The sequence below is a fragment of the Microbacterium sp. MYb45 genome (assembly GCF_002979655.1).
Taxonomy (GTDB): domain Bacteria; phylum Actinomycetota; class Actinomycetes; order Actinomycetales; family Microbacteriaceae; genus Microbacterium.
Genome location: NZ_PCPG01000001.1, coordinates 133,701 through 153,165 on the forward strand (window position 1 = coordinate 133,701; position 19,465 = coordinate 153,165).

Genomic DNA, 19,465 nt, shown 5'->3' on the forward strand with positions numbered 1-19,465 from the left:
TTAGTGTCATCGAGACCCTTAGTGCGCGCACATGACGCCTTCTCGCGTCGAGGCCGAAACGTTATCTGGCGCGTTCCAGGAGGGTTGTTCGCCGCCACAGGGTTTGTTAGGTTACTGTCCTAACAAACCCCCTCCGGGAAGAGGCCGATCGGCCACCTCCCCGGGCCCACGAACCCCACAGTCGGGGTTCCGCTCCATCCGGAGCGATCCCTCCTGCAGTGCAGCACCGAGAGGAAACAAGAGAAATGATCCGAAACGGAAAGCGCAGAATCGCGCTCACCGCGATCGCCGGAGCATCCGTCCTCGCCATGGGCCTCACCGCCTGCGGCACCGGCGGCGGCGACGACGGCAATGCCGACAGCGACCGCGCCCTTCGCGTCTGGGCCGGCAGCCAGACGCCGATCGCCGCGAACTACAACCCGTTCGCGCCCACCGTGCTCCACGGCGCGCTCGGCCCCATCTACGAGCCGCTGTTCTTCTACAACAAGACGGCTGACACCGAGCCCGTCGGCCTGATCGGCGACACCTTCGAGTACAACGAGGACGGCACGGTGATCACGATCGCCATCAAGCCCGACCTCAAGTGGAGCGACGGGGAGCCCCTCACCGCGAAGGACGTCGCGTTCTCGTTCAAGTACGAGGCGAACAATCCCGAGGGCAACGGTCTGGTCTCCGCCGAGGCCACCGACGACACCACCGTCGTGCTGACGTACTCGTCCGCGCAGTACACGACGGAGTTCCAGCGCCTCGGCTCGACCTACATCCTCCCCGAGCACATCTGGGCGGACGTCAAGGACTTCGCGAACTTCACCAACGAGGAGCCCGTCGGTTCGGGCGCATACGTCGTCGAGAAGACGACCAGCGAGTCCTACACCATCGTCGCGAACGAGAACTTCCGCGACGCCGACAAGCTCGGTGTCAAGAAGGTCCAGTACATCGCGGTCGACAACAACCAGACCGCGCAGGACCTGCTCGCCGCCGGCGAGCTCGACTGGACCGGCATGTTCATCCCGAACCCGGACGATGTGACCGGCAACGGAAAGATCGACTGGATCAACACCCCGCAGGACCCCACAGTCCTGTACACCTGCTCGAACGCCGAGCTCGGCTGCACCGGTCCGCAGACCGACGTCGCCGTGCGTCAGGCGCTCAACGTCGCGATCGACCGCGCCACCATCAAGGACAAGGCGTTCGTCGGGCTCACCGGTGACATCTCGCCGACGTACGCTCTGCTGCCCCGTGACGAGAAGTGGGTCGCGGATCCCGCCAACGAGGTCAGCCCCCAGGAAGCGAACGTCGCAGAGGCGGGTGCGATCCTCGAGGCCGCCGGTTACACGAAGGACGGCGACTTCTATGCGAAGGGCGGCGTGCCTCTCGAGCTCACCCTCACCTCGGTCGACGGCTGGACGGACTACAACGACGCCGCCAAGCTGATCGCCGAGCAGGCGGCCGCGGCCGGCATCAAGATCAACGTCTCCACCGTGCAGTGGCAGGAGTTCTCCGACTCCCGACAGGGTGGAGAGTTCCAGCTCATCGTCGGCGGCATGATCGGCACGTCGGTGGCAGACCCGTTCCAGATCTACCGTGACTGGTTCGGCGGCACCGCGGTGCAGTCGACCAGCCCGGTCGGCACCGAGGTCCCGGCGGGTCGCTGGAACTTCAGCCGGTACAACAACCCGACGGTCGACGCTGCGGTGCAGGCCGCGATCAGCACCGATGACGAGGCGGAGAAGAAGGAGCTGTACGGCACGATCCAGACCGAGATCGTCCGCGACCTGCCCTACATCCCGCTGGTGATCAACGCGACCCAGACGTTCTACAACACGAAGGACTTCACGGGTTGGCCGACGGAGGAGGACCTCTACGCCTTCCCGCCGTCCTGGGGTGCGATCGCGGCAGGCTACGTCCTGACGCAGCTGCAGCCGGCCAAGTAGTCGAAAGGAGACGGGAAGCAGGAAGTCAGGAAAGAGTGACATGAAGTTCTATGCACGAAGAATCGGGTTCTACGCGTTCACGCTGTGGGCCGCGATCTCTCTCAACTTCCTGCTTCCCCGTCTCATGCCGGGGAACCCCGCCGACATCATGATCGCCAAGATGCAGCGGGCGGGCGGCGAGATCTCGGAGACGACGATCCGCAACATCAAGCTCCTGCTCGGTGGCGACGACTCCTCGCTCTGGGACCAGTACCTCGCGTACTGGGGCCGCATGTTCCGCGGCGACCTCGGGATCTCGGTCACCAAGTTCCCGACGCCGGTGAGTGAGCTCATCGCCGGAGCGCTGCCCTGGACACTCGTCCTGGTCGGCACCGCGACCGTCATCTCCTTCGTCCTCGGTGTCGCGCTGGGTGCGTGGGCCGGATGGAAGCGGGGCACCTGGGTCGACCACGTCATCCCTGCGACCACCGTGCTGCAGTCCATCCCGTACTTCTGGCTGGCGCTGATCCTGGTCTCGGTGTTCGCGGTCGGCCTCGGCTGGTTCCCGATCTTCGGGGGCTACGACGTGTTCGACTTCCCGGACGGGCCTGAGCCCACCTGGGCGTTCTTCTCCGACGCGTTCGCGCACTCGCTCCTCCCGGCGATCACGATCGTGATCAGCTCCGTGGGCGGCTGGTTGTTCGGCATGCGCAACATGATGGTGGCCACACTCGCCGAGGACTACGTCCTCACCGCCGAGGCCAAGGGTCTTCGGCACCGCCGCATCATGACGACCTACGCCGCGAGGAACGCGGCGATCCCGTCGATCGCCGGATTCTCGATCACGCTGGGCTTCGTCGTCTCCGGCTCCATCGTCATGGAGCAGGTGTTCACGTATCCCGGCATCGGCAAGCTGATGTTCCAGGCCGTCACGAACAACGACTATGCACTGATGCAGGGACTGTTCCTGGTGATCACCATCACGGTGCTCGCCGCCAACTTCATCATGGACCTCGTCTATGGCTTCATCGACCCGAGGGCGCGCCAGAATGTCTGATCCGCAGAACACCGCCGGTCTCCTGACCGTCGAGGACGCGCCCATGACGGCGCCGGCCAGCACCGTCTCGCTCGCCACTCAGAGCCGAGGCCGCAAGCGGCGCATCCTGCCGAGCACATCGCCGAAGTTCATCGTCGGCTCGCTCCTCGTGCTCGCGATCGTGCTGTTCGCGATCATCGCGCCGTTCTTCACGCAGAATCCGCGCAGCACGGCGAACCCTGCACTGCAGCCGCCGTCGGCGGAGCACTGGTTGGGCACCACGAAGCTCGGCAACGACATGTTCGCCCAGCTCGCGATCGGTGCGCAGGGATCGCTCATGGTCGGGTTGATCGCCAGCGTGATCGCGATCGTGCTGTCGCTCGTCTTCGGTGTCCTCGCCGGATACCTCGGCGGCTGGCGCGAAGACGGACTCGCCCTCATCACCAACGTGATGATCGTCATCCCCGCCTTGCCGCTGGTCATGGTGATCGCCTCCTTCGTGCCGCAGCGCACCTGGCAGCTGGTCGCGATCTTCCTCGGCATCACCTCCTGGGCCGGCGCCGCCTACGTCCTGCGCCTGCAGACCCGTTCCCTCCGCACCCGCGACTACGTCTACGCCTCGAAGGTGGCCGGCGAGCGGTCGCTGCGTGTGATCCTGGTCGAGATCATGCCGAACCTCCTGCCGCTGCTCACGGCGCAGTTCCTCTTCGCTCTGATCTTCGCGATCCTCGGCGAGGCCGGGCTGTCATATCTGGGGCTCGGGCCGACGGACTCGATCACCTGGGGAACCATCCTCAACGACGCACAGTCCGGCCAGGCGCTCGGCCGCGGAGCGTGGTGGTGGTTCGTCCCGCCGGGCATCATGATCGCCATCCTCGGCGCCGGCCTCGCACTGATCAACTTCGCGATCGACGAGGTCATCAACCCGAAGCTGCGCAACGCGCCCGACGCCGCGCGCCGTGTGCGCAAGGCCGCGAAGACCAAGGGGGTCACCGCATGAGCGAGCCGGTGCTGACGGCGCGGAACGTGTCGATCGAGTACGAGGTCGACCCGCCGGTGAAAGCCGTGCGCGATGTGTCGCTGACGCTGAACCGCGGCGAGATCCTGGGTCTCGCGGGAGAGTCCGGCTGCGGCAAGACGACCCTGGCCTATGGGATGAACCGACTCCTCAAGGCGCCGGCGCTGATGACGGCGGGGGAGATCGTCTTCCATGACCGCGACGGTCATGACATCGACATCGTGGGTCTCGACGGCGAGGGCCTCCGGGCGTTCCGGTGGGACAAGATCTCGATGGTCTTCCAGGGGGCGATGAACTCGCTCAACCCGGTGATCTCGGTCAAGGCGCAGATCTTCGACATCTTCGACACGCATCGACCCGGTATGGGCAAGAAGGCGAAGACCGCACGGGCGGAAGAGCTGCTCACCCTGGTCGGCGTCGACCCGAACCGCCTGACGAGCTTCCCGCACGAACTCTCGGGCGGCATGCGGCAGCGGATGATGATCGCGATGGCCCTCGCCCTCGATCCGCAGGTGATGATCATGGACGAGCCGACGACCGCGCTCGACGTGGTCGTGCAGCGCGGGATCATCCGCGAGATCATGCGGCTGCGCGAGAAGCTCGGGTTCGCGGTGATCTTCATCACCCACGACCTGCCGATGCTGATCGAGATCAGCGACCGGATCGCGATCATGCTGCAGGGACAGATCGTCGAGGAGGGCACGGCGGAGGAGATCTACCGGACCCCGCAGCACGAGTACACGAAACGGCTGCTGTCGAGCTTCCCGTCGCTCAAGGGCGAACGCGGCGACTTCGTCCGCACCGGTGTCAGCCAGGAGGGCGTCCGATGAGCGCGAACACGACCGCACCCACCGCGGCGCAGCCGGCGCGGCTGGAGGCCCGGAACCTGGTGAAGGACTTCCCCCTGCGCTCCGGCTTCAAGACGAGCATCCTGCACGCGGTGAAAGACGTGTCCTTCACGATCGAGGCGGGCAAGACGGTCGCCCTGGTCGGCGAGTCGGGGTCGGGGAAATCGACCATCGCGCGGATGCTCATGAAGCTGGAGACCCCCACCAGCGGGGAGATCCTGCTGGACGGGAAACCGTCCGGAACCCGCGGCCGGGCGCTGGAACGCTACCGCGCCGATGTGCAGATGGTGTTCCAGGACCCGTTCGCGTCGTTGAACCCTTTCCACACGATCGTGCATCACCTCGAGCGGCCGATCCGCCTGCACCACCCGGAGCTGTCTCGTGGCGAGGTGCGGGAGCGGGCCGTGGAGCTGCTGGAGCGCGTGCGACTCACTCCGGGGGAGAGCTACGCCGACCGTCGCCCGCACGAGCTCTCCGGTGGACAGCGTCAGCGCGTCGCGATCGCACGGGCGCTGGCCCCCGGGGCGCGGTTCATCGTCGCGGACGAGCCGGTGTCGATGCTGGACGTGTCGATCCGTCTCGGGGTGCTGAACCTCCTCGCAGACCTGCAGCGCGAGGAGAACCTCGGCGTCCTCTACATCACGCACGACCTGGCCACCGCCCGACACTTCTCGGACGAGATCATGGTGCTCTACAAGGGCGACGTCGTGGAGCGCGGGCCTGCGGACGAGGTCATCCTCAACCCGCAGCACGAGTACACCAAGACGCTCCTGGGTGCCGCTCCCGAGCCCGACAACCTCGGACGCCTCCGCGACGAGGTGCGCGCCGAGCTCGGCATCGCGCACTGACAGCCTCGCTTCGAATCGCGCGAATGGCCCTCTCGGAGCCCCGACTGGGACCATTCGCGCGATTCGAACGCGCGTCCCCGGAATCCGGCGCCAGGGACCGGACGGGCTAGACTGAACCCACAATTGAAGACAGGCCGAATGAACCACGCGGGAGAGCCCCGGCGAACGCAGCCGGGCACCGAAGGAGCAAGCCTCCCCGCCAATCTCTCAGGTACGCGTACCGCGCGGTTCCGGCCACTCTGAAAAGCGATCCCGCGAGACTGCGGATCCGCCGACGGTGAAAACCCCGCCTCCGTGCATGGGTGAAGCTCTCAGGCCTATGACAGAGGGGGAGTTCCGAGGAGCGGCGATGCCGCCGTTCCGCCCGTCACAGCCCGGGAGAACTCCATGTCCGACCCCCGCTACACCCCGCTGCGTGAACGCCATGAGGCGCTCGGCGCGTCGTTCACCGACTTCGGCGGCTGGCAGATGCCCGTGCGCTACACCTCCGACCTCGCCGAGCACCACGCCGTGCGACAGGCCGCCGGTATCTTCGACATCTCGCACATGGCGGAGTTCCTCGTCACGGGCGAGAAGGCAGCCGAGTTCCTCGATTTCGCGCTCGCCGGACGTATCTCCGCGATGCCGGTGGGAAAGGCGAAGTACTCGCTGATGCTGGCCGCGAACGGCGGCATCGTCGACGACGTCATCGCGTACCGGCTTGCCGACGACCGCTACCTCGTGATCGCGAACGCCGGCAACCGGGGCTTCGTGGACTCCGCGTTCGCGAAACGCGTCCGCGACTTCCCCTCGCTCCTCGAGCGTGAGCAGCCGCCGCTCACGCCGGGGGAGGACCGCAGCTTCGCCGGTTTCCTCGGTGACCGCGGCGTCGATGTGGAGGATGTGTCGGACTCCTACGCGCTGCTCGCGGTCCAGGGGCCTGCCGCCGAGGCGATCCTCGCTGCGACCTCCGGCATCACTGAGCTGAGCAGTCCCTGGGCCGATCAGAAGTACTACGCGTGGGCCGACGCACGTTTCCTCGGAGAGCCCTTGCTCATCGCCCGCACGGGATACACGGGCGAAGACGGCTTCGAACTGCTCGTCTCTGCTGCTGACGCGCTCGCACTGTGGGACGCACTGGTCTCGGCAGGCGAACCGCACGGGCTCGTGCCCGCCGGTCTCGCGGCGCGCGACACCCTTCGCCTCGAGGCGGGCATGCCGTTGTACGGTCATGAGCTGACCCTCGAGACCCTGCCGTCCCAGGCCGGCCTCGGTCGCGTCGTCGTCATCGCCAAGGATGAGTTCGTCGGCAAGGAAGCGCTCGTCGCCGTCGAGCGGGCCGGCGCATCCGACGCCCCCGTGCTGGTCGGCCTCGTCGCCGAGGGCAAGCGCGCCGGCCGCGCCGGCTATGCCGTCGTCGACGGCGAAGGGGAGAAGCTCGGCGAGATCACCAGCGGAGCCCTCAGCCCTACTCTCGGCCATCCGATCGCGATGGCCTACGTGCACCCTTCTTCCGCCGAAGAGGGAACAGCAGTATTCCTTGATGTGCGGGGGACGAAGATCCCCGCGACCGTGACCGCCCTGCCTTTCTACCGGAGGACCAAATGACCGACCTCGCCGCCCTCAGCTACACCGAAGAGCACGAGTGGATCGCCGCTGACGGCGACACCGTGACCATCGGCATCACCGACTACGCCGCCGAGAAGCTGGGTGACGTCGTGTTCGTCGAACTCCCCGCCGTCGGCACCGAGGTCACCGCCGGCTCCGTCGTGGGAGAGATCGAATCCACGAAGTCGGTGGGCGAGCTCTACGCGCCGGTCACCGGCACCGTCGTCGAGATCAACGACGCGGCCGTCGACGATCCGTCGCTCGTCAACGCGGCACCGTTCGAGGGTGGCTGGCTGCTCAAGGTCACCGTCTCCGCCGGTGCGCTCGACGGTCTGCTGGACCGCGACGCCTACGTCGCGCTGACGGAGGGCTGATTCACCAGTGGTCACTTTCGCCGATCGTCACATCGGACCCACGGATGCCGCGCAGCGCACGATGCTCGCTGCCCTCGGTCTCGACACCGCCGGAGCGGACGACGCGCTGAGCCCGGTCGAGGCGCTGATGCGCCAGGCCGTGCCGGCGTCGATCTACACCGGACCGTCTCCCGAATCCGAGGGTGGAACGCCGACTCGCATCCCCTCGGCAGCGAGCGAGACCGAGGCGCTCGCAGAGCTGCGGACCCTCGCGTCCCGCAACACCGTGAACCGCCCGATGATCGGCCTCGGCTACTACGGGACCATCACGCCGCAGGTGATCCAGCGCAACGTGCTGGAGAATCCGTCCTGGTACACGGCGTACACGCCCTACCAGCCGGAGATCTCGCAGGGTCGCCTCGAGGCGCTCATCAACTTCCAGACCATGGTCTCCGACCTCACCGGTCTCACCACGGCCAACGCCTCGATGCTGGACGAGTCCACTGCCGTGGTCGAGGGGATGCTGCTGGCGCGGCGCGCCTCCAAGTCGTCCTCGAACGTGTTCGCGGTCGACGACGACGCACTGCCGCAGACCAGGGCGATGCTCGCGACCCGCGCGGAAGCCCTCGGGATCGAGATCGTGTCCGTCGACTTCGCCGCGGGGGAGGAGCTGCCCGGTGATCTCTTCGGTGTCTTCGTCCAGTACCCGGGCGCATCGGGTCGGGTCTGGGATCCGTCCGCCGTGTTCGACGCCGCGCACCTCGCCGGCGGACTCGCCGTCGCAGCGGCTGATCTGCTCGCGCTCACACTGATCGCGTCGCCCGGGTCGCTGGGCGCGGATGTGGCCGTCGGCACGACGCAGCGCTTCGGAGTGCCGATGGGCTTCGGCGGGCCGCACGCCGGCTACATGGCCGTCCGCTCCGGCCTCGAGCGACAGCTCCCTGGCCGTCTCGTCGGGGTGTCGGTGGATGCCGACGGCAAGCCCGCGTACCGTCTCTCTCTGCAGACGCGCGAGCAGCACATCCGCCGTGAGAAGGCGACGTCGAACATCTGCACCGCCCAGGTGCTGCTGGCCGTGATGGCGGCGATGTACGCGGTCTATCACGGCCCCGATGGGCTCCGTGCGATCGCGTCGGAAGCAGCCACGAAGGCGGCGCTGCTCGGTACCTGGCTCGCCGAGGCGGGCGCCGAGGTCGTGCACGACGCGTTCTTCGACACGGTCACGGTGCGGGTGCCGGGGCGTGCGGCCGAGCACGCCGCGCAGGCGCGCGACGGATACGGCATCCTGCTCCGCGTCGCCGATGCCGACACGATCGGCATCTCGGTCGATGAGACCACCACGGTGACCGAGCTGCATCAGGTGGCGATGGTCTTCGGCGGCGCACAGGAGCGTGCGTTCGGCTTCCTGCAGCGTGGCAGCAACGCCCTGCCGTCGGACCTGGGGCGTCAGGACGAGTACCTCACGCACCCGGTGTTCCACGCACACCGCAGCGAGACCGCCATGATGCGGTATCTGAAGAGCCTCGCCGACCGTGACTACGCACTCGACCGCGGCATGATCCCGCTGGGCTCCTGCACGATGAAGCTCAACGCGGCCACCGAGATGGCGGCGATCACGTGGCCCGAGTTCGCGGGCATCCACCCGTTCGCTCCGGCGGCCGATGTCCAGGGCTACCTCGAGCTCATCGATCAGCTCGAGGGCTGGCTCGCCGAGGTCACCGGGTACGACGCGGTCTCGCTGCAGCCGAACGCGGGCTCGCAGGGTGAACTCGCGGGGCTGCTCGCGATCCGCGGCTACCACCACGCCAACGGCGACCAGCACCGCACGATCTGCCTGATCCCGTCTTCGGCGCACGGCACGAACGCGGCGTCGGCCGTCCTCGCCGGCATGAAGGTCGTGGTCGTCGCGACCGACGAGCTCGGCAACGTCGACCTCGACGATCTGCGCGCGAAGATCGCGCTGCACGCCGACGACCTCTCGGCCCTGATGATCACGTACCCCTCCACGCACGGCGTGTACGAGGAGCAGGTGGTCGACATCACGGCGGCCGTGCACGACGCCGGGGGGCAGGTCTACGTCGACGGCGCGAACCTCAACGCTCTGCTCGGCTACGCGCGCTTCGGCGACCTGGGGGGCGACGTCTCGCACCTCAACCTGCACAAGACGTTCGCCATCCCGCACGGCGGCGGCGGCCCCGGCATCGGTCCGGTGGCGGCGAAGGCCCACCTCGCGCCGTTCCTGCCCTCGCACCCGCTCGCCCAGAGCGCGGAGCACTTCGGCGGGTACACGTTCGAGGGCGGTGTGATCTCCGCAGCGCCCTACGGCTCTGCCGGGATCCTGCCGATCTCGTGGGCGTATGTGCGGATGATGGGCGCCGACGGGCTGCGTCGCGCCACCGCGGCGGCCGTTCTCTCCGCGAACTACATGGCAGAGCGACTCGGCGCCCACTTCCCGGTGCTCTACACGGGCGAGAACGGGCGGGTGGCTCACGAGTGCATCCTCGACCTGCGTCCGCTCAAGGAGGCCACCGGCATCACGGTCGACGACGTCGCCAAGCGCCTCATCGACTACGGCTTCCACGCCCCGACCATGTCGTTCCCGGTCGCGGGCACGCTGATGGTCGAGCCGACCGAGTCGGAGGACCTCGACGAGATCGAGCGCTTCATCGAGGCCATGGTCATGATCAAGGCCGAGGCGGAGGGGGTCGCCGCCGGTCGCTGGCCGGCCGACGACAACCCGCTCGTGCACGCGCCGCACACCGCGGTCTCGCTCATCGCGGGGGAGTGGAACCACGCGTACTCGCGGGAAGAGGCGGCATACCCCGTGCGCGCCCTCGTCGCAGGCAAGTACTGGCCGCCGGTGCGCCGCATCGACCAGGCGTACGGCGACCGCAACCTCGTCTGCGCCTGCCCGCCGGTGGAGGCTTTCGCCTGAGTCGGATGCTCATGTGAGCACACGGTGCTGCACCCCTGTTGTGGGTGCGGCACCGTCTCTCTTTTCCCGGTGTTTCGGCCTTGTTACGTATGGTCACCACTCAGTAACAGTTCGTTAGCTGAGGGCGGGGGCGACGCGGGTGCGGGTTACGCTCAGGTATCCCTGCCTGCTCGATGGTGAGCGCGCAGAATCCCCGTGTCCACAGGAGGACAAAAGTGAAAAGAAACAGGACTGCCCTCGCGGGCACCGCTCTGCTGGCCGTCGGCGCGATCGCGCTCGCAGGCTGCGCATCCGGCGGCGACAACGGCAGTGGTGAAGAAGGCGGCGAAGCGTCGACCGGAATCGTCACGGTTCAGAGCAACGAGCCTCAGAACCCGCTCCTCCCCGCCGTGACCAACGAGGTCGGCGGCGGACTCGTTCTGCAGAACATCTTCGCCGGTCTCGTCTACTACGAAGCCGACGGCGCCCTCGCCAACGACCTCGCCGAGTCGATCGAGTCGGAAGACAACCAGACCTGGACCATCAAGATCAAGGAGGGTGAGAAGTTCAGCGACGACACCCCCGTGACCGCGGAGTCCTTCGTCGAGGCATGGCAGTATGCCGCCTCCGACCCCGCCTTCGAGAACCAGTGGTGGTTCGCCAACTTCTCCGGCTACAGCGCCGACGCCGTGAAGGAAGACTCCCTCGCTCTCGAGGTCGTCGACGACACGACGTTCACGGTCGAGCTCGCCGCTCCGCAGTCGGACTTCCCGACCACTCTGGGCTACCAGGTGTTCGCGCCGCTCCCCGAGTCGTTCTTCGATGACCCCGAGGCGTTCGGCCAGGCTCCCGTCGGCAACGGCCCGTACGTGCTCGACAAGTGGGAGCACGACTCCGTGATCTCGCTGCTCCCGAACGAGAGCTACGACGGTCCGCGCAAGGCGCAGAACGGCGGGGTCGACCTCGCCATGTACGCGACCGCAGAGGCTGCGTACACCGACCTGCTCTCGGACAACCTCGACGTGCTCAACCCCGGCGTGCCGCCGACGGCTCTGGCCACGTACAAGGACGACCTGGGCGACCGCGCCGTCGACCAGCCGGCCGCGATCTGGGAAGGCCTGACCATCCCGGCCCGCCTCGCCCACTTCGGCAACGACGAAGAGGGCAACCTGCGTCGTCAGGCCATCTCCTACGCGATCGACCGCGAAGAGGTCACCGACGTGATCTTCGAGGGCACCCGCACGCCGGCCGTCGACTACACCTCGCCGGTCATCGCGGGCTGGAACGACGAGATCGCCGGTTCCGAGGTCACGCACGCCGACGCCGACAAGGCGAAGGACCTGTGGGCTCAGGCCGACGCCATCTCCCCGTGGAGTGGCACGTTCACCATCGCGTACAACGCCGACGGTGGACACCAGGCATGGGTCGACGCGGTGTCGAACCAGATCAAGAACACGCTGGGCATCGACGCCGCCGGTCAGTCCTTCCCCGACCTGGCGACGCTCCGCGAGGAGATCAAGAACCGCACGCTGAACGCGGCGACGCGTTCGGGCTGGCAGTTCGACTACCCGGGTGCGTACAACATCCTGGGCGCGCTGTTCATCACGGGTGCCGGTTCCAACGACGGCGACTACTCGAACCCCGAGTACGACGAGCTCGTGCAGAAGGGCTCCACGGCGCCGTCGGTCGAAGAGGGCAACAAGCTCTTCGAGCAGGCGCAGGAGGTCCTGTTCACGGACCTTCCCGTCCTGCCGCTCTGGTACCGCTCGACCAACGCCGGTTTCTCCACGCTCGTCGACAACGTCGAGTACGGCTGGGACAGCTGGCCGATCGTGTACGAGATCACCAAGGCCGGCGAGTAACACTCCCGCTCTGATCTGAACCCGCCGTGCGGGGCGATGCGCAAGCGTCGCCCCGCACGGCGCGGTTGAGTTCACGCCTATGACTGCCTACATCATTCGTCGCCTTCTTCAGGCGATACCCGTCTTCCTCGGGGCGACCTTCCTGATCTTCTCGATGGTCTTCCTGCTACCGGGTGACCCGATTCTCGCTCTGTTCGGTGACAAGACACCGACCGATGCGCAGTACGCCGCCTTGCAGGCGCAGTACCACCTGGACCAGCCGTTCTTCACGCGCTACCTGATCTACCTCGGTGATCTGTTCCAGGGCGACCTGGGAACGACCTTCCGCGGCCAGAGCGTCAATGAGATCCTCGCCGCGAAGTTCCCGGTGACGTTGCGCCTCGCGCTGCTGGCGATCGTCATCCAGCTCGTCTTCGGCGTCGTCGTCGGTCTGATCTCCGGCCTGCGCAAGAACAGCCTGTTCGACCACGCCTCGATGCTGGTGAGCCTTCTGCTCATCTCGATCCCGGTGTTCGTGCTGGCCTTCATCGCGCAGTACTTCCTCGCCATCGAGCTGCACCTGTTCCGACCAACGGTCGGCCGAGGTGCGCCCTGGTCGGACCTGATACTCCCGGCGATCGTGCTCGCTGCACTGAACTTCGCCTACGTGGTCCGGCTCACGCGCAACTCGGTGATCGAGACGCGTCAGCAGGACTTCGTGCGGATGGCGTTCGGCAAGGGCCTCCCCACGCGGCGCGTCATCCCGGTGCACGTGCTGCGCAACTCGCTCATTCCCGTGACGACGAACCTCGCTGCCGACTTCGGCATCCTGATCGTCGGCGCCACCGTCACCGAGGGCGTGTTCAACGTGCCCGGCATCGGAAACGAGCTCTTCAAGGCCATCAACCAGCACGATGGGCCGGAGATCGTCTCGATCGTGACCGTGCTCGTCGTGATCTACGTCCTGGTCAACCTGCTCATCGACTTGCTCTACGGTGTGCTCGACCCGAGGATCCGCTATGTCCGATAACACTCCCACCCGCCGTATGGCGCACTATGTGGCCGAGGCGGACGAGGGCGGCCTCGGGGCCGTCGACGCCGTCCGTGTCAGCGAGCGCAAGAGCAACCTGTGGCTCGATGCGTGGCGTGACCTCCGTGGTCGCTGGATGTTCTGGACGGCCGGCGTCTTCGTCGTGCTGCTGGTCATCATCGCCTCGTTCCCCGACCTGTTCGCTCCGGTCGACCCGTTCCAGTGCGACCTGAAGTTCTCGAACGACGGGCCGTCTGCCGGACACCCGTTCGGGTACACCTTCCAGGGCTGCGACGTCTACTCCCGAGTCGTGCACGGCGCCGGCACCTCACTGTCGGTCGGCATCCTGGTGACGATCATCATCGCTGCCATGGGCATCGTGATCGGTGCGTTCGCCGGCTTCTTCGGCGGCTGGATCGACTCGCTCCTCATGCGCATCGGCGACATGTTCTTCGCGATCCCTTACGTGCTGGCCGCCGTGGTCATCATGTCGATGTTCCTCAACGACCGGAACATCCTCGTGGTCTCCCTCGCGATCGGCTTCTTCGGGTGGCCGTCGGTGGCGCGCATCCTGCGCGCCGAGATCCTGCGCGTGCGTTCAGCCGACTTCGTGATGGCATCGGAGGCTCTCGGGGTGTCCCGGGTGCGGACGATGTTCTCGCACGTCATGCCGAACTCGATCGCCCCGGTGATCGTGCTCAGCACGGTCGGTCTGGCCGCGGCCATCACGGCCGAGGCCACGCTGTCCTTCCTGGGTGTCGGTCTGCCGCCGGAGTTCATCTCCTGGGGCAACGACATCGCCATGGCGCAGCAGCGCCTGCGCACCGACCCCATGCCGCTGATCTATCCGTCGATCGCTCTCTCCCTCACCGTGCTGTCGTTCATCATGCTCGGCGAGACGGTGCGAGACGCGCTCGACCCGAAGGCGAGGGCACTGCGATGACCGCCGAATACAACCCCGATGTCCCGCTCCTGTCGATCGAGAACCTGGAGGTCGCGTTCAAGACGCAGGACGGTTTCGTCCCTGCGGTGCGTGGCGTCAGCTTCGACATCTACCCGGGCGAGACCATGGCGATCGTCGGTGAGTCCGGCTCGGGCAAGTCGACGACCGCGCACGCGATCATCAACCTGCTGCCCGGCAGCGGGAAGGTCACCGGTGGCGCCGTCAAATTCGAGGGTCGCGACCTGACGAAGCTCGGGCGCTCCGAGATCGAGCATGTGCGCGGCAACCTCATCGGCCTGGTTCCCCAGGACCCGATGAACAGCCTCAACCCGGTGCACCGCATCGGTTTCCAGGTGGAGGAGACCATCCTCGCCAACGGGCAGGCCGACGGCCGCAAGGCTGCACGCAAGCAGGCGATCCAGGTGCTGAAGGAGGCAGGACTGGCGGATGCCGATCGGCGTCTGCGGCAGTTCCCGCACGAGTTCTCCGGCGGCATGCGCCAGCGGGTGCTCATCGGCATCGGGCTGTCGTCCGATCCGAAACTGCTCATCGCCGACGAGCCCACCAGCGCGCTCGACGTCACGGTGCAGAAGCGGATCCTCGATCACCTCGACACCCTCACTAAGGAGCGCAACACCGCGGTCCTGTTCATCACCCACGACCTCGGCCTCGCCGCGGAGCGGGCGGAGAACCTCGTCGTGATGCATCGCGGTCGCATCGTGGAATCGGGTCCCGCGCTCGAGATCCTGCAGAACCCGCAGCACCCGTACACCCAGCGGCTGGTCGCCGCGGCGCCGAGCCTGGCGTCGAAGCGCATCCAGACGGCGGTCACGGGTCACGTCGACCCTCTCGCCGAGGTGCTCACGGAGTCCACGGGCACGGTCGATCTCGCATCGATCGCCCACACCGAGGCGGTTCCTGCCGAGCCGGTGATCGAGTTCCGAGATGTGACGAAGGTCTACAAGATTCGGGGGAGCGGCTTCCGTTCCACCGATTTCACGGCCGTCGACAAGATGTCCTTCCAGGTGCCCAAGGGCTCCACGATGGCCATCGTCGGCGAATCCGGTTCCGGCAAGTCGACCGCCGCCAAGATGCTGCTGCGTCTGGAGACGAAGACGTCGGGCTCGATCCTCGTGAACGGTCGGGACACCGACACGCTCTCACGGCCCGAGCTGCAGGCACTGCGTCGCGAGATGCAGCCGGTCTTCCAGGACCCGTACGGTTCGCTGGATCCGCTGCACAACATCGGCAACACGGTGGCGGAGCCGCTGCGCGTGCACGGGGTCGGCGACTCCGCCTCGCGCCGCAAGCGCGTTCTCGAGGTGCTGGACCAGGTCGCGCTCCCGTCGAGTGTGGCCGACCGGTATCCGAACGAGCTGTCGGGCGGTCAACGCCAGCGCGTCGCCATCGCCAGGGCCCTCGCGCTCAAGCCGGAGATCGTCGTCCTCGACGAGGCCGTGTCGGCGCTGGACGTGCTGGTGCAGGCGCAGGTGCTGAACCTGCTTGCCGAACTCCAGTCCGAGCTCGACCTGACGTATCTGTTCATCACCCACGACCTCGCGGTCGTGCGGGTGATCGCGGATCGCGTCTGTGTGATGGAGCAGGGGCGCGTCGTCGAGCACGGCACGGTCGACGACATCTTCGCGAACCCGCAGCAGGAGTACACGGAGCGTCTGCTCCAGGCGATTCCCGGCGCGTCGATCACCCTCGGGAGCCACTGACGGTGACGACGGACGACAGGTCGGAGGGCGTACGGACATTCCGTGCGCCCTCCGGTCCCGCCGCGCTCGTGATCGGCTCGCTTCTGGCCCTGTTCCTGTTGGGCGATGCCGTCCTGCGGGCCGGGTGGGGGTCGATGCTGCTGCTCGCCCCGTGGGTGCTGCTGGTGCTCTGGCTCGTGTATGTGAGCTCCTTCGCCTCGGCCGTGCGCATCGACGACGACGGTGTGGTGGTGCAGAACCTGCTCCGCCGCATCACGTTCGGCTGGCAGCGCGTGCGCGCCGTCGACCTGCGGTGGCAGCTGATCTTCTCGCTCGACGACGGGAAGGATCTCGCCTGCTACGGGGGACCGGCCAAGGCCGGCCCGATCCGCATGCCCGCTCGCGGGGGCGACGGCGAGGAGAAGATGCCCGCAGGCATCCGCGCGCTCACCGAGATCGAGGAGCGCTGGGAAGCCGCCCCCGCCACTGCGGACGCCCCGATCCGACGCAGCTGGGATCGTCCTGCCACGATCGCGCTGGTCGTGATCGTCGTCTGGGCCGTGCTGGCCGTCCTCGTGGCGAACGCGGGTTGACCGCGACTCTTTCGGCTCAGCCGGGGAGTCCGAACAGGTCGGGCCACAGCGCTGCCGCCCACGGGTAGCCGACGAACGCGGCCGCATCGATCAGGAAGTGCGCGACCAGGAACGGCATCAGGCGCCCTGAGCGCTGATACAGCCACCCGAACAGCAGACCCATCGCGAGGTTCCCGAAGAACGCGGGATAGCCCTGATACAGGTGGTAGCTGGCCCGCAGCACCGATGTGCCGATGATGATCGACCACGGCCCCCAGCCGAGCTGCTTCAGTCGCGTGAAGAGATATCCGAGCAGAACGAACTCCTCCTGCAGCGAGGCCCGCGCGGCAGCGAGCAGCAGGACGGGCACCGTCCACCAGTAGGCGTCGACGCCGGCGGGGTCGATCGCCACGGTCACCCCGAGCGCGCGACCGGCGAGGTAGAGGCCGATGCCGGGCACGCCGATGGCCAGGACCAGCAGGACGCCGCGACCGATGTCGCGCCCCGCCCTGGTGCCGTCCAGCCCCAGCTGCCCCAGGTGCGGTCGGCGCGACTGCCAGAGCAGGAAGCACACTAGCAGCACGGGGACGAGCGAGAAACCGATCGCGAGCACCTGGTAGATGAGGTCGAAGATCTCCCGGTCGCTGCGTGAGGGATTCAGCTTCGCGACCTGATCGGCGATCGGGATCTCATCGGTGAGGCGGTAGGCGAGCTGCACGATCGCGTACACGGCGGACTGCCCGAGCCCGAGCGCCAGGACGATCGCGATCTCCCACCACAGCCGTGCGCGAGAGGGGGCGGGGGAGAGCTCGGGAAGGTCTCCGGAGGCCTGCGGTCGGGTCACGATCTCGATGCTACGACCTGTTTTCAGGAACACGCCCTGAGCTTGCGTTATCCTGGAACGTCGGCTTCCCGGCAAAATCCCACACTCTTTAGGACACCTGCATGGCGCACGCCCTCCGCTCTGACCTCCGCAACGTCGCAATCGTCGCCCACGTCGACCACGGCAAGACGACTCTCGTCGACGCCATGCTGCGTCAGACGGGCTCCTTCGGCGAACACGCCCACGTCGATGAGCGCGCCATGGACTCCAATGACCTGGAGCGTGAGAAGGGCATCACGATCCTCGCCAAGAACACGGCGATCACGTACAAGGGCAAGCACGCCGGCGGCAAGGAGATCACGATCAATGTGATCGACACCCCCGGTCACGCCGACTTCGGTGGTGAGGTCGAGCGCGGCCTGTCCATGGTCGACGGTGTCGTGCTGCTGGTCGACGCCAGTGAGGGTCCGCTGCCCCAGACCCGCTTCGTGCTGCGCAAGGCGCTCGAGTCGAAGCTGCCGGTCATCCTGCTCGTCAACAAGACCGACCGTCCCGACGCGCGCATCGCCGAGGTCGAGGAAGAGGCGCACGACCTGCTGCTGGGCCTCGCTTCCGACCTGGTCGACGACGTGCCCGACCTCGACGTCGACGCGCTGCTCGACGTGCCGGTCGTCTACGCCTCCGGTCGTGCCGGCGCCGCGTCGCAGAACCGTCCCGCCGACGGCTCGCTGCCCGACAACGACGACCTCGAGCCGCTGTTCGAGGCGATCCTCGAGCACGTGCCCGCGCCGTCCTACGACGACGAGCACCCGCTGCAGGCCTGGGTCACGAACCTCGACTCCAGCCCGTTCCTCGGCCGTCTCGCGCTGCTGCGCGTCTTCAACGGCACGCTCAAGAAGGGCCAGACCGTGGCCTGGGTCCGTGCCGACGGCACGCACCAGAACGCGCGCATCACCGAGCTCCTGAAGACACGCGCACTCGAGCGCTACCCGGCCGATTCCGCAGGCCCCGGCGACATCGTCGCCATCGCCGGTTTCGAGAACATCACCATCGGCGAGACCATCGCCGACCCCGAGGACGTGCGTCCGCTGCCGGCCATCACGGTCGACGACCCCGCCATCTCGATGACGATCGGCACCAACACCTCCCCGCTCATGGGCAAGGTCAAGGGCCACAAGCTCACCGCTCGCATGGTCAAGGACCGTCTCGACAAGGAGCTCATCGGCAACGTCTCGCTCAAGGTCGTCGACATCGGACGTCCGGATGCGTGGGAGGTGCAGGGCCGCGGAGAGCTCGCCCTCGCCATCCTCGTCGAGAACATGCGCCGCGAGGGCTTCGAGCTCACCGTCGGCAAGCCGCAGGTGGTCACGAAGAAGATCGACGGCAAGACCTACGAGCCGTTCGAGCACCTCACGATCGACACGCCGGAGGAGCACCTCGGCGCGATCACCCAGCTGCTGGCGGGCCGCAAGGGTCGCATGGAGAACATGACGAACCACGGCACCGGCTGGGTGCGCATGGAGTTCGTCGTCCCGTCGCGCGGCCTGATCGGCTTCCGCAGCGAGTTCCTCACCACCACGCGCGGCACCGGCATCGCGAACGCGATCTCGCACGGCTACGAGCCGTGGGCCGGCTCCATCACGACGCGTCAGAACGGCTCGATCGTCGCCGACCGCCAGGGTGTCGTCACCCCGTTCGCGATGATCGCCCTGCAGGAGCGCATGTCGTTCTTCGTGCAGCCCACGCAGGAGGTCTACGAGGGAATGGTCATCGGCGAGAACTCCCGCGCCGACGACATGGACGTGAACATCACGAAGGAGAAGAAGCTCACCAACATGCGTGCGGCGAGCTCCGACACCTTCGAGTCGATGACGCCTCCGCGCCAGCTGACGCTCGAGGAGAGCCTCGAGTTCGCACGTGACGACGAATGCGTCGAGGTCACGCCCGAGGTCGTCCGCATCCGCAAGGTGAACCTCGATGCGAACACCCGTGCTCGCGAGACCGCGCGTCTGAAGCGCCAGGACGCCAGCGCCTGAGTC

15 protein-coding genes and 1 riboswitch are annotated in these 19,465 nt (G+C 67.1%); of the genes, 14 read left to right on the forward strand and 1 reads right to left on the reverse strand.

Annotated elements, in window-relative coordinates:
- Nucleotides 1-245: 245 nt before the first annotated feature.
- The 13 genes from CQ034_RS00665 (at nucleotide 246) to CQ034_RS00725 (ending at nucleotide 16,624) form a co-directional block, all read left to right on the forward strand.
- Nucleotides 246-1,934: an ABC transporter substrate-binding protein gene (locus CQ034_RS00665; protein ID WP_105709580.1), complete on the forward strand. Its 1,689-nt coding sequence runs from the start codon at nucleotides 246-248 to the stop codon at nucleotides 1,932-1,934.
- Between the two features lie 40 nt (nucleotides 1,935-1,974).
- On the forward strand, nucleotides 1,975-2,970 hold the full coding sequence (locus tag CQ034_RS00670; protein WP_105709581.1) for an ABC transporter permease: 996 nt from the start codon (nucleotides 1,975-1,977) through the stop codon (nucleotides 2,968-2,970).
- On the forward strand, nucleotides 2,963-3,949 hold the full coding sequence (locus tag CQ034_RS00675) for an ABC transporter permease (protein ID WP_105709582.1): 987 nt from the start codon (nucleotides 2,963-2,965) through the stop codon (nucleotides 3,947-3,949). Before CQ034_RS00670 ends, CQ034_RS00675 begins: the two co-directional genes overlap by 8 nt.
- Nucleotides 3,946-4,797: an ABC transporter ATP-binding protein gene (locus CQ034_RS00680; RefSeq protein WP_029262918.1), complete on the forward strand. Its 852-nt coding sequence runs from the start codon at nucleotides 3,946-3,948 to the stop codon at nucleotides 4,795-4,797. The genes CQ034_RS00675 and CQ034_RS00680 overlap by 4 nt, the downstream gene beginning before the upstream one ends.
- Entirely contained in the window at nucleotides 4,794-5,663 is an 870-nt protein-coding gene (locus tag CQ034_RS00685; RefSeq protein WP_105709583.1) for an ABC transporter ATP-binding protein, read from the forward strand. Before CQ034_RS00680 ends, CQ034_RS00685 begins: the two co-directional genes overlap by 4 nt.
- Before the next feature lie 138 nt (nucleotides 5,664-5,801).
- Nucleotides 5,802-5,896, forward strand: a riboswitch (glycine riboswitch).
- Nucleotides 5,897-6,050: 154 nt separating this feature from the next.
- Nucleotides 6,051-7,250 (forward strand): glycine cleavage system aminomethyltransferase GcvT, encoded by a 1,200-nt coding sequence (locus CQ034_RS00690; protein WP_105709584.1) that lies wholly within the window; start codon nucleotides 6,051-6,053, stop codon nucleotides 7,248-7,250.
- Nucleotides 7,247-7,624: a glycine cleavage system protein GcvH gene (gene gcvH, locus CQ034_RS00695; protein WP_105709585.1), complete on the forward strand. Its 378-nt coding sequence runs from the start codon at nucleotides 7,247-7,249 to the stop codon at nucleotides 7,622-7,624. The genes CQ034_RS00690 and gcvH overlap by 4 nt, the downstream gene beginning before the upstream one ends.
- 61 nt (nucleotides 7,625-7,685) lie before the next feature.
- A complete protein-coding gene (gene gcvP, locus CQ034_RS00700) occupies nucleotides 7,686-10,538 on the forward strand; it encodes an aminomethyl-transferring glycine dehydrogenase (RefSeq protein WP_374956808.1) in 2,853 nt (950 codons plus the stop codon).
- A gap of 215 nt (nucleotides 10,539-10,753) precedes the next feature.
- Nucleotides 10,754-12,379 carry an ABC transporter substrate-binding protein gene (locus tag CQ034_RS00705; RefSeq protein ID WP_258133905.1) on the forward strand — a complete coding sequence of 542 codons (1,626 nt, stop codon included), beginning with the start codon at nucleotides 10,754-10,756 and terminating at the stop codon, nucleotides 12,377-12,379.
- Between the two features lie 79 nt (nucleotides 12,380-12,458).
- Complete coding sequence (locus CQ034_RS00710; protein ID WP_105709588.1) at nucleotides 12,459-13,388, forward strand: ABC transporter permease; 930 nt, start codon at nucleotides 12,459-12,461, stop codon at nucleotides 13,386-13,388.
- Nucleotides 13,378-14,331 carry an ABC transporter permease gene (locus CQ034_RS00715; RefSeq protein WP_105709589.1) on the forward strand — a complete coding sequence of 318 codons (954 nt, stop codon included), beginning with the start codon at nucleotides 13,378-13,380 and terminating at the stop codon, nucleotides 14,329-14,331. Before CQ034_RS00710 ends, CQ034_RS00715 begins: the two co-directional genes overlap by 11 nt.
- The gene (locus CQ034_RS00720) at nucleotides 14,328-16,052 is read left to right on the forward strand and encodes an ABC transporter ATP-binding protein (RefSeq protein WP_029262910.1); all 1,725 of its coding nucleotides are present in this window, start codon (nucleotides 14,328-14,330) and stop codon (nucleotides 16,050-16,052) included. The genes CQ034_RS00715 and CQ034_RS00720 overlap by 4 nt, the downstream gene beginning before the upstream one ends.
- A gap of 2 nt (nucleotides 16,053-16,054) precedes the next feature.
- Nucleotides 16,055-16,624, forward strand: coding sequence for a PH domain-containing protein (locus CQ034_RS00725; protein ID WP_105709590.1), 570 nt, complete (start codon nucleotides 16,055-16,057; stop codon nucleotides 16,622-16,624).
- A gap of 16 nt (nucleotides 16,625-16,640) precedes the next feature.
- Here CQ034_RS00725 and CQ034_RS00730 read toward each other — a convergent pair whose 3' ends face one another.
- Nucleotides 16,641-17,447, reverse strand: a complete 807-nt coding sequence (locus CQ034_RS00730) for a CPBP family intramembrane glutamic endopeptidase (RefSeq protein ID WP_105710310.1) — start codon at nucleotides 17,445-17,447, stop codon at nucleotides 16,641-16,643.
- A gap of 101 nt (nucleotides 17,448-17,548) precedes the next feature.
- Here CQ034_RS00730 and typA point away from each other — a divergent pair, with 101 nt between their 5' ends.
- Nucleotides 17,549-19,462 (forward strand): translational GTPase TypA, encoded by a 1,914-nt coding sequence (gene typA, locus CQ034_RS00735; RefSeq protein ID WP_029262907.1) that lies wholly within the window; start codon nucleotides 17,549-17,551, stop codon nucleotides 19,460-19,462.
- Nucleotides 19,463-19,465 lie beyond the last annotated feature (3 nt).

Coding starts and splice junctions, on each gene's coding strand:
- CQ034_RS00665 (WP_105709580.1), top strand. CDS start 246: ATGATCCGAAACGGAAAGCGCAGAATCGCGCTCACCGCGATCGCCGGA.
- CQ034_RS00670 (WP_105709581.1), top strand. CDS start 1,975: ATGAAGTTCTATGCACGAAGAATCGGGTTCTACGCGTTCACGCTGTGG.
- CQ034_RS00675 (WP_105709582.1), top strand. CDS start 2,963: ATGTCTGATCCGCAGAACACCGCCGGTCTCCTGACCGTCGAGGACGCG.
- CQ034_RS00680 (WP_029262918.1), top strand. CDS start 3,946: ATGAGCGAGCCGGTGCTGACGGCGCGGAACGTGTCGATCGAGTACGAG.
- CQ034_RS00685 (WP_105709583.1), top strand. CDS start 4,794: ATGAGCGCGAACACGACCGCACCCACCGCGGCGCAGCCGGCGCGGCTG.
- CQ034_RS00690 (WP_105709584.1), top strand. CDS start 6,051: ATGTCCGACCCCCGCTACACCCCGCTGCGTGAACGCCATGAGGCGCTC.
- gcvH (WP_105709585.1), top strand. CDS start 7,247: ATGACCGACCTCGCCGCCCTCAGCTACACCGAAGAGCACGAGTGGATC.
- gcvP (WP_374956808.1), top strand. CDS start 7,686: ATGCTCGCTGCCCTCGGTCTCGACACCGCCGGAGCGGACGACGCGCTG.
- CQ034_RS00710 (WP_105709588.1), top strand. CDS start 12,459: ATGACTGCCTACATCATTCGTCGCCTTCTTCAGGCGATACCCGTCTTC.
- CQ034_RS00715 (WP_105709589.1), top strand. CDS start 13,378: ATGTCCGATAACACTCCCACCCGCCGTATGGCGCACTATGTGGCCGAG.
- CQ034_RS00720 (WP_029262910.1), top strand. CDS start 14,328: ATGACCGCCGAATACAACCCCGATGTCCCGCTCCTGTCGATCGAGAAC.
- typA (WP_029262907.1), top strand. CDS start 17,549: ATGGCGCACGCCCTCCGCTCTGACCTCCGCAACGTCGCAATCGTCGCC.